The organism is Actinomyces sp. zg328 (genome assembly GCF_009829635.1).
Lineage (GTDB): Bacteria > Actinomycetota > Actinomycetes > Actinomycetales > Actinomycetaceae > Actinomyces > Actinomyces marmotae.
The window spans coordinates 20,869-35,680 of record NZ_VWPE01000015.1 but is presented as its reverse complement, the minus strand read 5'-3'; the positions used below and the strand labels follow the sequence as shown (position 1 = coordinate 35,680).

The 14,812-nt window shown below is 72.5% G+C and carries 15 protein-coding genes; all 15 read left to right on the top strand.

What is annotated here, in order from left to right:
- Window positions 1–120: 120 nt before the first annotated feature.
- The 15 genes from GVV75_RS07405 to GVV75_RS07335 all read left to right on the top strand — a co-directional run bounded on the left by GVV75_RS07405 (window position 121) and on the right by GVV75_RS07335 (window position 14,790).
- Complete coding sequence (locus tag GVV75_RS07405) at window positions 121–1,359, top strand: carboxylate--amine ligase (RefSeq protein WP_159625186.1); 1,239 nt, start codon at window positions 121–123, stop codon at window positions 1,357–1,359.
- 77 nt (window positions 1,360–1,436) lie between these two features.
- Window positions 1,437–2,501, top strand: coding sequence for a lipid II:glycine glycyltransferase FemX (locus GVV75_RS07400; protein WP_159814178.1), 1,065 nt, complete (start codon window positions 1,437–1,439; stop codon window positions 2,499–2,501).
- A gap of 154 nt (window positions 2,502–2,655) precedes the next feature.
- Complete coding sequence (thrS, locus tag GVV75_RS07395; protein WP_159625190.1) at window positions 2,656–4,713, top strand: threonine--tRNA ligase; 2,058 nt, start codon at window positions 2,656–2,658, stop codon at window positions 4,711–4,713.
- A complete protein-coding gene (locus GVV75_RS07390; RefSeq protein ID WP_159523189.1) occupies window positions 4,706–5,308 on the top strand; it encodes an HIT family protein in 603 nt (200 codons plus the stop codon). The genes thrS and GVV75_RS07390 overlap by 8 nt, the downstream gene beginning before the upstream one ends.
- Window positions 5,309–5,364: 56 nt before the next feature.
- Window positions 5,365–6,015, top strand: coding sequence for a phosphatidylinositol phosphate synthase (pgsA, locus tag GVV75_RS07385; RefSeq protein WP_159625192.1), 651 nt, complete (start codon window positions 5,365–5,367; stop codon window positions 6,013–6,015).
- Entirely contained in the window at window positions 6,012–7,013 is a 1,002-nt protein-coding gene (locus tag GVV75_RS07380; protein WP_159814176.1) for a phosphatidylinositol mannoside acyltransferase, read from the top strand. The genes pgsA and GVV75_RS07380 overlap by 4 nt, the downstream gene beginning before the upstream one ends.
- Window positions 7,010–8,191, top strand: a complete 1,182-nt coding sequence (locus GVV75_RS07375; protein WP_159814174.1) for a glycosyltransferase family 4 protein — start codon at window positions 7,010–7,012, stop codon at window positions 8,189–8,191. Before GVV75_RS07380 ends, GVV75_RS07375 begins: the two co-directional genes overlap by 4 nt.
- A 10-nt stretch (window positions 8,192–8,201) precedes the next feature.
- Window positions 8,202–8,843, top strand: coding sequence for a hypothetical protein (locus tag GVV75_RS07370; RefSeq protein ID WP_159523181.1), 642 nt, complete (start codon window positions 8,202–8,204; stop codon window positions 8,841–8,843).
- Window positions 8,840–10,039 carry a PrsW family intramembrane metalloprotease gene (locus GVV75_RS07365; protein ID WP_159814172.1) on the top strand — a complete coding sequence of 400 codons (1,200 nt, stop codon included), beginning with the start codon at window positions 8,840–8,842 and terminating at the stop codon, window positions 10,037–10,039. The genes GVV75_RS07370 and GVV75_RS07365 overlap by 4 nt, the downstream gene beginning before the upstream one ends.
- 24 nt (window positions 10,040–10,063) lie before the next feature.
- The gene (locus GVV75_RS07360; protein WP_159718341.1) at window positions 10,064–10,708 is read left to right on the top strand and encodes an NUDIX hydrolase; all 645 of its coding nucleotides are present in this window, start codon (window positions 10,064–10,066) and stop codon (window positions 10,706–10,708) included.
- A 273-nt stretch (window positions 10,709–10,981) separates the two neighbouring features.
- Window positions 10,982–11,746 carry a YebC/PmpR family DNA-binding transcriptional regulator gene (locus tag GVV75_RS07355; RefSeq protein ID WP_159625200.1) on the top strand — a complete coding sequence of 255 codons (765 nt, stop codon included), beginning with the start codon at window positions 10,982–10,984 and terminating at the stop codon, window positions 11,744–11,746.
- An 80-nt stretch (window positions 11,747–11,826) separates the two neighbouring features.
- Entirely contained in the window at window positions 11,827–12,429 is a 603-nt protein-coding gene (locus GVV75_RS07350; protein ID WP_159523312.1) for a crossover junction endodeoxyribonuclease RuvC, read from the top strand.
- A gap of 65 nt (window positions 12,430–12,494) precedes the next feature.
- Window positions 12,495–13,136 (top strand): Holliday junction branch migration protein RuvA, encoded by a 642-nt coding sequence (gene ruvA, locus GVV75_RS07345; RefSeq protein ID WP_159814170.1) that lies wholly within the window; start codon window positions 12,495–12,497, stop codon window positions 13,134–13,136.
- Between the two features lie 4 nt (window positions 13,137–13,140).
- Complete coding sequence (ruvB, locus tag GVV75_RS07340; RefSeq protein WP_159523310.1) at window positions 13,141–14,160, top strand: Holliday junction branch migration DNA helicase RuvB; 1,020 nt, start codon at window positions 13,141–13,143, stop codon at window positions 14,158–14,160.
- Between the two features lie 252 nt (window positions 14,161–14,412).
- Window positions 14,413–14,790, top strand: coding sequence for a preprotein translocase subunit YajC (locus GVV75_RS07335; RefSeq protein WP_159625205.1), 378 nt, complete (start codon window positions 14,413–14,415; stop codon window positions 14,788–14,790).
- Window positions 14,791–14,812: the final 22 nt, after the last annotated feature.

Sequence of the window (14,812 nt, the reverse complement as noted above, 5' to 3'; positions counted from 1 at the left end):
GCCCGGGTGCGGCTAGGCTGGCCCCCGTGGGGGCACGGCGCCCGCCCCGCCAGCCCTGAACCACGGGTGCCGACCGCGCCCCACCGGCGCCGCCCACCACGATCCCCAGGAGGACCACGGATGACCGCACGGCACGAGCGGATCCTGCCCGTCGTCATCGGCGGCGACATCGGCGTCTACGCCATCGCCCGCCAACTGCATGAGGCCACGGGCCAGAGGGTCACCGTGCTGGCCAACGCTCCCATCGACGCCATTCGCCGCTCCTCCTACATCGACACCGCGCCCCTGCCCGCCCACGCCACCCGGGAGCAGATCCGCGACGCCCTGACCGGCCTGGCCGCCGGGCGCGAGCCCCGCAGTGCCGTGGTCATGGCCAACACTGACGCCATGGCGACCATCCTCGCCTCCCTGCGCGGCGACCTCGAGCCCGTCTACGCCGTGCCCTTCCCGGATGTCGACGTCATCGACCGCGTCTCCGACAAGGGCGCCTTCGGCCGTATCTGCGATGAGGCCGGCGTGCGCAGCCCCAGGCAGGTCGTCGTCGACTTCGCGGGCGCCGACAGCCCCGACTGGGCCGCCCCCGCCATCGACATCCCCTTCCCCCTCGTGGCCAAGGCCGCCGTGGGCGCCGCCTACGATGCCGTCGAGTTCCCCGGCAAGCGCAAGATCTGGTTCATGGACAGCGCCGCCGAGCTCGACTCCCTGTGGGCCGACCTGCGCGCGGCCGGCTTCCGCTCCACCTTCGTCGTCCAGGAGCTCATCGCGGGGGACAACACCGCCATGCGCTCCATCACGGCCTACGTCGGCTCCGACGGCGCCGTCAGGCTCATCGGCTCGGCCCGCGTCCTCCTGGAGGACCACGCCCCCACGATGATCGGCAACCCCGTCGCCATGATCACAGAGGCCTTCCCTGAGCTGTGGGCCGGCGCGGAGCGCATCCTCACCGCGGCCGGGTACCGCGGCTTCGCTAACTTCGACGTCAAGATCGACCCCGCCACCGGCGAGCCCGTCTTCTTCGAGATCAACCCACGCATCGGCCGCAACTCCTTCTACATGACGGCCGCCGGCGCCAATCCCATGGTCCCCATGCTCGCCGACCTCATCGACGGCGCGCCCCTGCCCCGCAAGCAGGTCACCGAGGAGATCCTCTACTCCCTGGTGCCCACGCGCCTGCTGCTGCGCTACATCCGCGACGACGCCCTGGCCGCCCGCATCCGCTCGCTCGCCCCTGGCGCCGACCCCCTGCGCGACCCCGCGGACCGCTCCCTGGTGCGCGCCGCGCTCGTCGAGGCCCAGCGCCTCAACCACTACCGAAAGTTCAAGCGCTACTACCCCGAGCCCACCGACCTGTCCTACTGACGCGCGCCGACCGGCACCCCGCCCAGCGCCGCGGCCCCCACCCGGACCCCTGTCAACCCAGCGCGAGGAGCACGATGATGACCAGTAACGATCACTCCGCCACCGGGCGCCCCGAGACCCTCAGGAGGGTCGATGGGCGCGAGATGCGCCTGGCCATCGGCAACACGCCGGTGGGCATCGAGCAGACCGAGGCCTGGGAGCGCTACGAGGCCTCCCAGGGCCACGCCCTGTGGGGCCGCTACCTCTACGCCGGCGAGGACGGCAAGCCCGTGGCCGCCATCGCCATCTACGCCGACACCATCGGCGGCCGCCCCTTCCTGTGGGCCAAGCACGGTCCCACCTGGCTCAAGGAGCAGTCCCCCGAGCGAGAGGCCCACCTGCGCGAGCTCCTGCGCGCCGAAATCCGCCGTCGCGACCGCGCGATCCCCTTCCTGCGCATGCACGCCCGCTACAACGCCCCGGACCTCCACGAGCTGCTCAACACCATCACCTACGACCGCACCTTCGTCATCGACCTCACACCGCGCACGCCCGACGCCATCGCCGCCGCCATGCCCAAGGACGGGCGCCGCGCCGTCAAGCGGGCCCAGCGCGTGGCGGAGGAGGCCGGCTGCGCCATCAGCGACGAGACGGGCTTGGAGCGCGGCGAGTTCGACGCCATCTACGAGGTCCTCGCCGAGACCGCCCGCCGCGACGGCTTCCGCCCCCACCCCGCCGATGTCTACTGGTCCATGCTCACCTCGCTCGGTCCCGAGCACGCCCGGCTCTTCGTGCTGCGCCGCGACGGCGTCCCGCACTGCTGGGACCTCATCACCACCTCCGGCAAGGACGCCACCGCCTACTACGGGGCGTCCTCCACCGAGTCCCGCGGCTTCCGCGGCGCCGAGGCCCTCGACTGGTGGGCCGCGCGGACCCTGGCCGAGGAGGGCTACCGCGGCCTGGACCTCATGGGCGCCGACTCGCCCCGCGTGCCCGAGCTCTACCAGGTCGGCATGTACAAGAAGCGCTACGCCAAGCATCCCACCGAGGTCGACGGCGCCTGGGACGTGCCCGTCAACCAGGCCATGTACGCCGCGCTGCGCGCCGCCAAGACCGGCAGGGGCGCCTACAAGGCCCTGCGTGATCGCCTCGGGCGGCATTAAGGGGCGCTGAAAGGCGCTGGGGTGCGGAGGGCCCGGGCAACCGGGCCGCGCTGAGCAGCGCCGAACGGCGCTCAGCGGCACTGGTCAGTCTGAGTAGACTGCACCGCGTGCGCCGGCGGCGCGCCCCGCTCTCACTCGACCCAAGGAGACCGCAGTGCCCTCCCAGATCCCGCAGACCATCGACGTGACCATCGACGGCGCCACCCGCGCCATCGAGGCGGGGACGACGGGCACCGAGCTCTTCGCCGAGGAGGCCCGTCACGGCGTCGTCGCCATGCGCGTGGACGGCGAGCCTTGGGACCTCGCGCGCGAGATCCCCGCGGGCGCCGTCGTCGAGCCCATCACCCTGGACTCCGAGGACGGCCTGGCCATCCTGCGCCACAGCGCCACCCACGTCATGGCCCAGGCCGTCCAGGAGATGTTCCCCGACGTCAACCTCGGCATCGGCCCCTTCATCACCGACGGCTTCTACTACGATTTCGGGGGGATCGACGCCGTCACCCCTGAGCTCATGCGCGACATCGAGAAGCGCATGAAGCGCATCGTCAAGGAGGGCCAGCGCTTCGTGCGCCGCGACATCTCCGAGGAGCAGGGCCGCGCCGAGCTCGCCGACCAGCCCTACAAGCTCGAGCTCATCACCACCAAGGGGGCCGGCGCCGAGTCCGCCTCCGTTGAGGTGGGGGCGGGCGGCCTGACCATGTACGACAATGTCCGCCGTGACGGCACCGTCGCCTGGAAGGACCTGTGCCGCGGCCCTCATCTGCCCACCACCAAGCTGATCGGCAATGGCTTCGCCCTGACTAAATCCTCCTCGGCCTACTGGAAGGGTGATCAGTCCGGTGACTCCCTCCAGCGCATCTACGGCACCGCCTGGGCCTCCAAGGAGGACCTGACCGCCTACCAGGAGCGCGTCAAGGAGGCCGAGCGGCGCGACCACCGCAAGCTCGGCGCCGAACTCGATCTCTTCTCCTTCCCCGAGGAGATCGGCCCCGGCCTCGTCGTCTTCCACCCCAAGGGGGCGATGCTGCGCCACGAGATCGAGAGCCACGTCATCGAGCGGCACCGCCAGTACGGCTTCGACTTCGTCCACACCCCCGAGATCTCCAAGAGCGGGCTCTTCCACACCTCGGGCCACCTGCCCTACTACGCGGACACCATGTTCCCGCCCATGCTCGCCGACGAGGAGCGCGACGAGACGGGCGCCATCATCAAGGCCGGTCAGGAGTACTACCTCAAGGCCATGAACTGCCCCATGCACAACCTCATCTTCCGCTCCCGCGGCCGCTCCTACCGCGAGCTCCCGCTGCGCTTCTTCGAGATGGGGCACGACTACCGCTATGAGAAGTCCGGCGTCGTGCACGGCCTGACCCGCATGCGCGGCTTCACCCAGGACGACTCCCACACCTACTGCACCACCGAGCAGGCGGCCGAGGAGATCAAGGCGCAGATCGCCTTCTTCATCTCCATCCTCGAGGACTTCGGCCTGACCGACTTCTACCTCGAGCTGTCCACCCGCGACGAGGACGGCGCCAAGAAGGACAAGTTCATCGGCTCCGACGAGGACTGGTCCACCGCCACCCAGGCCCTGGCCGAGGCCTGCGAGGCCTCCGGGCTGGAGGTCGTCCCCGACCCCGGCGGCGCCGCCTTCTACGGTCCGAAGGTCTCCGTGCAGGTCAAGGACGCCATTGGTCGCACCTGGCAGATGTCCACCGTCCAGTACGACTTCAACCAGCCCGAGCGCTTCGACCTGGAGTACACCGCCGCCGACGGCACCCACCAGCGCCCCATCATGCTGCACTCGGCCAAGCTCGGCAGCGTGGAGCGCTTCATCGGCGTGCTCACCGAGCACTACGCCGGCGCTTTCCCCGCCTGGCTGTCCCCGGTCCAGGCGCGCCTCATCCCCGTGGCCGAGGCCTTCGACGAGTATGTCGACGGCGTGGCCGCGACGCTGCGCGCCGCCGGGGTGCGCGTCGAGGTCGATCACTCCAACGACCGCTTCGGCAAGAAGATCCGCAACGCCGCCAAGGACAAGATCCCCTTCACTCTCATCGCGGGAGGCGAGGACGCCGAGGCCGGCGCCGTTTCCTTCCGCTTTAGGGGCGGTGACCAGGTCAACGGCGTGCCCGTGGACGAGGCCGTCGCCCACATCCGCCGCGTCATCGCCGAGCGCCTCAACGACCCCGCTGACGAGAGGCTCATAGCCCATGACTGACGACGCCGCCCCGATGGCGCCCATCGGGCGCGCTTCGATCGAGGACCCGCCCTATCACGAGGGGGCGCCGGAGTCCTTCCAGCGGCTGTGGACGCCGCACCGCATGGTGTACATCGGCGGGGCCGACAAGCCCAAGGACTCCACGCCCGGCCAGTGCCCCTTCTGCGCCGCCCCCGGGCGGGGCGATGAGGACGCGCTTATCGTCCACCGCGGCGAGCGCGCCTACGTCATCATGAACCTCTACCCCTACAACACCGGGCACCTCCTCGTCTGCCCCTACCGGCACATTTCGGAACTGACCGAGGCCTCCGACGCCGAGCGCCTGGAGATCATCCAGCTCTCCGCCCGCTCCATGGAGGTCCTGCGCGCGGTGTGCCGCCCGCAGGGGTTCAACCTCGGCATGAACGCCGGGGAGACCGGAGGAGCGGGCATCGCCGCGCACCTGCACCAGCACGTCGTGCCCCGCTGGACCGGCGACGCGAACTTCATGCCGATCATCGGGCGCGCCAAGCCCGTCCCACAGCTCCTGGGGGACCAGCGCGACATGATCGCCGGTGCCTGGGACTCCGCGCCCGCCACGCCCCGCGAGCCCTGACCGGCGCGCGGCGCCGGCGATCCCATACCCGACTGAGACGAGACACGAGGCAGCCCATGCTCGGAAACCACGGCAGAGGCCTGACCAAGGCCCTGTTCACCAAGCCGGCCATGCTCCTGGCCAAGGCCGGGATCACCCCCAACATGCTCACCGTGGCGGGGACCATCGCCTCTATCGCCGCAGCCGTCCTCACCATCCCCCAGGGCCGTTTCATCCTCGGCCCCATCCTGCTGACCTGCCTGCTCGTGGCCGACTCCTTCGATGGGATCCTCGCCCGCGCCACGGGCACCTCCTCCGCCTTCGGGGCCTTCCTCGACTCCACCATGGACCGACTCGCCGATGGTGCCGTCTTCGGCTCGCTCGCCATGTGGGCCGCCACGCACCTGGCCCCCGGGCCCTTGAGGACCTGGACGATCGCCCTGGCGTTGGCAGCGGTCGTGCTCGGCGCGGCCGTTCCCTACGCCCGCGCCCGGGCCGAGTCTGTGGGCGCTAGGGCCTCCGTGGGCATCGCCGAGCGCACCGACCGCCTCGTTGCCATCGGCCTGGCCGCGCTCGCCGTGGGCCTGGGCGCGCCCCAGTGGGTCATCACCGCGGGGCTCGCGCTCGTCGTCACCGCCTCTTTCATCACCGTGATCCAGAGGGTCCTCACCGTCCGGGCCCAGCTCGCCGGAGTGCCCGCGGGCGGCAGGGCGGGAGCCGCCGGGTGAGGCGGCCCCGCGTCGAGGACGCCTACCGCCTCGCCTGGCGGGGCGCCGGGCGCCTGCCCACCGGCCTCGGCTACGCCCTCGCCCACGCCGCCGGTGACGCGCTGTGGGCCCGCCAGCGCGTGCTGCCCGCCCGCGGCGGGGTGGGCCAGCTCGAGCGCAACCTGGCCAGGATCATGCCCGCCGGCACCCCGCGGCGCCGCATCCGCGCGCTGTCCCGCGCCGGGATGCGCTCCTACATGCGCTACTTCTATGAGGCTTTCGCCTTGCCCGGCGCCGGCCAGGAGCGCATCCGCGCCCGTGTCCGGGCCGACCTGCCCCCCACGCTGCGCGAGGACCTCCAGCGCGGCAGCGTCGTCCTGGCCCTCGCCCATATGGGCAACTGGGACCTGGCCGGCGCCTGGGCCTCGTCCGAGCTCGCCGGCGTGCTCACCGTCGCCGAGCGCCTGAGGCCCGCCGATCTCTTCGACCAGTTCGTCAGCTTCCGCTCCTCCCTCGGCATGCGCGTCATCGGGCAGGGCCACGGCGAGCGGGTCTTCGAGCCGCTTGCCGCCGCAGCCGCCGAGCAGCGCCACCTCGTCGCCCTCCTGGCCGACAGGGACCTGTCATCGGCGGGCATCGAGGCCGACCTCCTCGGCCACACGATCCGCGTGGCCGCCGGGCCCGCCGCCCTGGCGCACCGCCTCGGAGCGCCCTTGTACGCGACCACTATCCACTACGAGCGCCTCAGCGGCGAGCGCCGTCGCCGCGCCGGGGCGCGCTGGGGGATCGTCCTCACCCTCGTCAAGGTGCCCGCCCCCCAGGGCCGGCAGGGGGTCCGGGGCGACGACGATGCCCGCGCGCTCATCACCGCCTGGACGAGGGCGTGGGTGGCGGCGCTGGCCCCCGGCCTTGCCGCCCATCCCGAGGACTGGCATATGCTCCAACCCGTCTACGACGCCGATCTGGACCACGAGCGCCTGGCCAGGCGCCACGCCCGGGAGCAGGAGGAACCCGCATGAGGATCGGACTCGTCTGCCCTTATTCCATGGACGCCCACGGAGGGGTCCAGGCCCATGTCATGGACCTTTCCACCGAGCTCATCAACCGGGGATACGACGTCGGCGCGCTGGCGCCCGCCTCGGAGGACATCGAGTTGCCTGACTGGATGACCTCCGCCGGGGATTCTGTCGCCATCCCCTACAACGGATCCGTAGCCCGCCTCAGCTTCGGGGCGCGCGTGGCCCGCCGGGTGCGGCGCTGGCTGGCCGACGGCCAGTACGACCTGCTCCACATCCACGAGCCGATCACGCCGAGCATCGGGATGCTCGCCCTCCAGTCGGCCACGTGCCCGGTCGTGGGCACCTTCCACGCCGCTATGGACCGCTCGCTGGCCCGGGGGCTGCTCTCCCCGATGGCCACCCCCCTCATGGAGCGCATCACCGCGCGCATCGCCGTGTCCGAGGAGGCCCGGCGCACCCTCATCCAGTACCACGGCGGCGACGCCGTCGTCATTCCCAACGGCGTCAACGTCGTCCCCTTCGCCTCCGCCCCCAAGGACGACCCGCGCTTCGCGGGCGCCCCCGGCGCCCCGACCATCTCCTTCCTCGGAAGGCTCGATGAGCCCCGCAAGGGGCTGGCCGTGCTCGCCGGCGCCATCCCCGCCGTCCTCGATGCTATCCCGGGCGCACGCTTCCTCATCGCCGGTCGCGGTCAGGCCGATGACCAGCGGCGCGAGCTCGCCCGGTTCGGGGGCGCCGTCACCTTCCTCGGCGGGGTGAGCGACGAGGACAAGGCCGCCATGCTCGCCTCGGCGACCTGCTACGTCGCCCCGCAGACCGGCGGGGAGTCTTTCGGCATCGTGCTCGTCGAGGCCATGGCCGCCGGCACCCGGGTCATCGCCTCCGATCTCACCGCCTTCTCCGACGTCCTCCAGGGCGGGCGGCTCGGCTCACTGTTCACCAATGGCGACAGCGCCGACCTCGCCCGGGCCATCATCGACGTCCTCACCCGGGCCGAGGCTGCTGAGGCCCGTCGCCGCGCCGCCACCGAGGTCGTCGGCCGCTACGACTGGGCGCGGGTGACCGACGCCGTCCTCGACGTCTACGACATGGCGCTGTCCACCGCCCACACCCGCGTCACCGTCGCCCCGGGGCAGCGCACCGCGCTCGGGCGCCTGCGGGACGCGCTCGACGATTGAGAGGATCCACATGAACGGGCTCGACCCCATCCTCCTAGCGGTCATCGTCGCTCTTGTCCTCCTGCTGCTCCTCGGCTGGAGGCTCTACGCGATCGCCGTGAGGGTCGACCGCCTCCACCGGCAGGTCCTCGGCGCGCGCGCCACCCTCGAGAAGCACCTGGCCTACCGGGCGCAGGCCGCGGTCGACCTCGCCTCGACGGGGCTGCTCGACGCCGCCTCGGCGATGCTCCTCCAGCGCGCCGCCCATGAGGCCCTCGACTGCGAGACCCCGATCGTCCCCGACGGCCTCGACCCCCTCGATACCGCGGGCAGGAGGGCGGCCCCCGCCGAGCCTCCCCAGGGCAGCGCGGGGCGCTCCCGGGCCGGAGTCGAATCCGACCTCTCCCGGGTCATCCGCACCGCCGTCGACGGCGAGGCCAGGGCCGAGCTGCGCGCCACCGAGATGGGAGTGGACGCCGTCGGCCGCCTGGAGCGCGCCAGCGCGCGCGTCGTCCTGGCCCGCCGTTTCCACAACACGCATGTCGCCGAGGCCCGCAGACTCCGCTCCACCCCCGTGGTGCGCCTGCTGCGCCTGGCCGGGCACGCCCCGATGCCCAGCGCCTTCGACATCGACGACGATGCCGAGCCATCCCCTGATCAGGAGGCAGCATGACCGCGCCCGGAAGTTCGGGGTGGGCGCCGCGCGCGGGCTACCGGCGCTCGGCCTGGGCCCCCCGCCCCACCCACCGCGAGGACGTCTTCGCCTCCTCCGCCGCCCCCGACTGGGCCGATCCCGTCGCCATGCGCCGCGTCCGCCGTCGCCGCGTCGTCGTCGGACTGCTCGTGGCGGCCGGCGTCATCGGCGCGGGCATCATGCTCTACGTGCTGGCCTCCATCGCCTCCAGCGGCTCCAGCCTCCTGCAGATGACCCTCCTGGCGCTCGTCCCCCTGACCATCGTGCTGACCACCGTGTGGTGGATCGACCGCTGGGAGCCCGAGCCGCTCGGAATGCTGCTGCTGGCATTCCTGTGGGGAGTGGGCGTGTCCACGGCGGTCTCCCTCGTCGCCAACACGAGCGCCACCATGCTCTTGGCCGGCGCCACCAACGACTTCCGGTACGTCAGCGCCGTCATCACTGCGCCCCTCGTGGAGGAGAGCACCAAGGGACTGGGCGTGCTCCTCATCTTCCTGCTCGCGCGGCACTCCTTCAACGGCGCCGTCGACGGCATCGTCTACGCGGCCGTCGTGGCCGCCGGATTCGCCTTCTCCGAGAACATCCTCTACTTCCTGCAGAACCAGGACAACCTCGCCCGCACCTTCGTGCTGCGCGGCATCATGTCGCCCTTCGCGCACATCATGTTCACCGCCTGCACCGGCGTGGCGATCGGCGCCTCGGCCCGGATGCGCTCGCGCCTGGCCTGGCTGTGGCTCACCCCGATGGGCCTGGCCGGGGCGATCTGCCTCCACGCCTTCTGGAACGGCGCGCTGTCAAGCGACCTCATGCTCTACTTCATCGTCGAGGTCCCCCTGTTCGTCGCCGCCATCGCCCTCGTCCTGGTGCTGCGCTGGCGTGAGCGGCTCCGGATACGCGCGAGGCTGCGCGAGTACGGGCAGTCCGGCTGGTACCACGAGGCCGAGGTCACCATGCTCACCACCTCCGCTGGGCGCAGAGCCGCCCGCCGGTGGGCCAGGAGGCGCGGCCCGGGCGCCAAGCGCGCCATGCGAGACTTCCAGGCCTCCTCCGTCCAACTGGCCAACCTCCGCCAGGGCGCCATGGAGGGCCACTCGGTGAGCGATTTCGCCGCCTCCGAGAGGACTCTCCTCGACCGGGTCATGGACTCGCGCGCCGCCTACATGGGGCAGCGCTGACATGGCCGCCCAGGAGGGGCCCGCATGACCCCGCCCCGGAGCGCGCCGGGCCTTGCCCCTGATGGGCGCGACCCCGCGCGAGTGCCCGCCGACTGGCGGGAGCTGCTTGGCTCCGAGGAGTGGCGACTCGGTCCCGAGGGGCTGCCGTTCCGGCGCGCCGCCCGCGTCATCGCCCTGCGCGAGGATCCCGAGCCGGGGATCCTCCTGGTCCTGGGCCACGACTTCGCCGACGCCGCCCGCGCCTGGGCCTTCACCCCTGGTGGCGGCATCGCCGACGGCGAGGGGCCCCGCGAGGCGGCGCTGCGCGAACTGTGGGAGGAGACCGGCATCCGCCTGGCGGCCGACCGGCTCATCGGGCCCGTCGTCGAGAGATCCAGTGACTTCGTCTTCAACCTCGTCACTTGCCGCCAGGACGAGGTGATGTACCTCGCCCGCCTGGAGCGCCCCGACACCGCCGCCCTCGAGGGCCACCTGGGCGAGTTCGACCGCGCCGGGTGGACGGACATGGAGCGCGACGTTTTGGACTCGCTGCGCTGGTGGGGCCTGGATGAGCTCGACGACGCCGTCGCCTCGGGCCTGACCGTCTACCCCGAGTCTCTGCCCATCCTGGCCCGCGAACTCATGGCCGGATGGGACGGCGCCGTCCGCGCCATCCACGAGAGGTCCTGAGGCGCGCGGGCGGCGGGGCGCGCGGTACGCCCGCGGCGAGAGGTGCCAATAGCACCGAGTGGTGCGCTCTGCCCGCTCCTCTCGGTGCTGGCGGCACCTGTCAGGGGGAAGGGCGCCAGTCGGCGCGCGGCGCGGGGCTCGGCCTGAGGCGCGCGGGCGCGGGCGGCGGGCCCCGGCGCGTTAGGATATGCGCGGTTCGCCGCGCCCACTCGCGGCACGTCAGAGACATAGGGCCTGGACGCCGAGCCAGTCCGCTACCGCCGAGGAGAACACATGTCGGGTCACTCCAAGTGGGCCACCACGAAGCACAAGAAGGCCGCCATCGACGCCAAGCGCGGCAAACTGTTCGCGCGCCTCATCAAGAACATCGAGGTCGCCGCCCGCACCGGTGGCGGTGACCCCGCCGGCAACCCCACCCTCTTCGACGCCATCCAGAAGGCCAAGAAGAACTCCGTCCCCGCCGACAACATCACCCGCGCCGTCAAGCGCGGCAGCGGCGAGGAGGCCGGAGGCGCCGACTGGCAGACCATCATGTACGAGGGCTACGGACCCGCCGGCGTCGCCTTCCTCGTCGAGTGCCTCACCGACAACCGCAACCGGGCCGCCTCCGACGTGCGCGTCGCCTTCACCCGCACCGGCGGGTCGCTGGCGGACCCCGGCTCGGTGGCCTACAACTTCACCCGCAAGGGCGTCGTCGAGATCGCCAAGGCTGACGGCATCGACGAGGACACGATCCTCATGGCCGTGCTCGACGCCGGCGCCGAGGAGGTCATTGAGGGCGCCGACTCCTTCGAGGTCATCTCCGAGCCCCAGGACCTCGTCGCCGTGCGCACCGCCGTCACCGAGGCCGGCATGGACTACGACTCCGCGGAGTCCCAGTTCGTCGCGGGCACGCGGATCGAGGTCGACGCCGATGGCGCCCGCAAGGTCCTGCGCCTCGTTGACGCCCTGGAGGACCTCGACGACGTCCAGAACGTCTACACCTCCGTGGACATCTCCGCCGAGGTCGCCGCCGAGCTCGAGGCGGACGAGGGCTGAGCGCCACGGCCGGCGCCTCCGGGGGCGCGCGGCGGCCAGCCTCCAGCCGCGCCGCCGTCGCCCAGCAGCGCGTTCTGGGCATCGACCCCGGGCTCACGCGCTGCGGGCTCGGCTGCGTGGACATCGACCCGCGCCGCCGCGTCCGGCTCGTCGAGGTCGGCGTCGTGCGCACCCCGCCGGCTCAGAGCCCCGAGTTGCGGATCCTGGCCATCGCTGAGGCCCTCGACGACTGGATCGCCCGCCTGGGGCCCAGCGCGCTGAGCGTCGAGAGGGTCTTCGCCCAGGACAACCTGCGCTCCGTCATCGGCGTCGCCCAGGTCATGGGCGTGGTGATGCTTGCCGGCGCCCGGGCCGGCATCGAGGTCGCCCAGCACACGCCGAGTGAGGCCAAGGCGGCCGTCACCGGGTCGGGGGTGGCCGGCAAGGCCCAGGTTCAGGCCATGGTCGCCCGCATTCTCGGTCTGGCCGAGCCCCCCAAGCCCGCCGATGCCGCCGACGCGCTCGCCCAGGCGATCTGCCATGGCTGGCGCGGTGGGGGCACCGGGGCGGACGGCGCCACCGAGATGGTCTCCGCCGGGGGAGCGGTGCGCGCCAGCGCCCGGACCCCCGCCCAGCGCCAGTGGGCGGCCGCCCAGGCGGCGGCCCGTCGCACCGGCGCCGTCGATCCCCGCCACGCCGGATGAGCGCGGGGCCCGCCTCGCGCGCCCCTGCTACTATCCGAACAATTGTTCGAAGGGAGTCCCCGCCTATGATCGCCTCGCTGCGCGGCACCGTCGTCGCGGTCTCGCTGACCTCGGCGGTGATCGAGACCGGGGGAGTGGGCCTGGCCGTCCTCGCCACCCCCACCACCCTGTCCGCATTGCGCGTGGGCGCCGAGGCCCTCCTGCACACCGAGCTCATTGTGCGCGAGGACTCCCTGACCCTCTACGGATTCGCCGAGGCCGACGAGCGCGACTGTTTCCGGGTCCTGCTCGGGGCCAAGGGTGTGGGCGCCAAGCTCGCCCTGGCCATGCTCGCGGTCCACACCCCCGACGCCCTGCGCCGCGCCATCGCCGCCGAGGATGTCGCCGCCCTCAAGCGCGTCCCCGGCCTGGGGCCCAAGGGCGCGCAGAGGATCATCATCGACGTCGGCGACAAGCTCGGGCCCCCGCTCGGCCAGGATCCCCCCGCGAGCCCCGGCGAGCCCATCGCCTCCGACGGCGCGGCCGAGGACGGCGAGCCCCACCCCGACGTCGTCGCCGCGCTCGTCCAACTCGGCTGGAATGAGGCGAGCGCCCGCGAGGCCGTCCTCGCCGTCGGGCCCGGCCTGGCCGCCCCCGGCCAGGCCCCGGCCGTCCCCGAGATCCTGCGCGCGGCCCTGAGATGGCTGGGCGGTGGCCGCCGTGGCTGAGGACATGCCGGGCCGCTTTGTGGGCGGCGGGGCGGATGAGGCCGAGCGCGCCGCCGAGGCCGCCCTGCGCCCCAAGCGCCTGGAGGACTTCACCGGCCAGGAGGTCGTGCGCGGCCAACTCTCCGTGGTGCTGCGCGCGGCCCTCGCCCGCGGCGCGGTCCCGGACCATGTGCTCCTGTCCGGCCCGCCCGGCCTGGGCAAGACGACGCTCGCCATGATCATCGCCGCCGAGGTCGGAGGGGCACTGCGGCTCACCTCCGGGCCCGCCATCCAGCACGCGGGGGACCTCGCGGCGATCCTGTCCTCCCTGGAGGAGGGCGATGTCCTCTTCATCGACGAGATCCACCGCCTGGCCCGCACCGCCGAGGAGATGCTCTACCTGGCGATGGAGGATTACCGGGTGGACGTCGTCGTCGGCAAGGGCCCGGGCGCCACCTCCATCCCCCTGGCGCTGCCCCCCTTCACGGTGGTCGGCGCAACCACCCGGGCGGGCCTCCTGCCCGCGCCGCTGCGCGACCGCTTCGGATTCACCGGCCACCTCGACTACTACGCGCCAGGGGAACTGGCGCGGATCCTCAACCGCTCCGCCGGCCTGCTCGGCGTGGGCCTGGAGCCCGAGGCCGCTTCCGAGCTCGCCAGCCGGTCGCGGGGCACGCCGCGCATCGCCAACCGGCTCCTGCGGCGCGTCCAGGACTGGGCTCAGGTCCACGGGACCCCCGGGATCCTCGATCTTCAGGCAGCCCGCGCCGCGCTGGCGGTCTTCGAGGTCGACGCCCTGGGCCTGGACCGCCTCGACCGGCAGGTGCTGGAAGCCCTGTGCTCCCGATTCGGCGGCGGCCCGGTGGGCCTGGCGACGCTCGCGGTGAGCGTGGGGGAGGAGCCGGAGACGGTGGAGACCGTGGCCGAGCCCTACCTCGTCCGCGAGGGCCTCGTGGTGCGCACGCCCCGGGGCCGCGCCGCGACCCCCGCCGCCTACGCGCATCTCGGACTGGAGCCCCCCGCCGAGGGCGCCCTGCTCGTCTGAGCGCCGCGCGGCCATCGGCCGGTCCGTCCCCGGGGATCTACCCCGGGCGGAAGAGCACAGTCGGGCCACGGCGTGGTCACGCGCGCGTCTCGTCCCGAGCCGCCCCGGCCCGAACGGGGCGCGTGTCACAGCCCGGTCGGGGTTTCGGCCACCCCGTCGCCCCCGGCGGTGCCCTAGACTCGGTGCGGTTTGCCCCACATCGGGGCGTCGTCGCCGCAGGAGCTGCGGATCACTTCCGGAACTGGAGTCCCTATGTCCATCATGATCATGCTCGCCGCGTTCCTCATCATCATGTGGCTGTTCAGCGGCTTCGCCCGCCGTCAGCAGCAGAAGATCGTCGCCGAGCAGGACCGGCGCCGCGAGGAGGCCCTCGTGGCGGGGACCTGGGTGCGCACCACCGGCGGCTTCTACGGTCAGGTGGTTGATGTCGACGGCGACGTCGTCGTGCTCGCCACCCAGCTGGGCGACGAGTCCCTGTGGAACAAGAAGGCCATCGTCTGCGCCGAGGAGCCCCCCTTCGCCTCCGCCAGCGAGGACGATGACACCGCCGGCGAGGCTGATGACGCCGACGACGCGGCCCACGCCACCGCCGAGCAGGCCACCGCCGACTCGGAGGCCACCGAGTCCTGAGCCCATAACGCCCGGCGTCGCC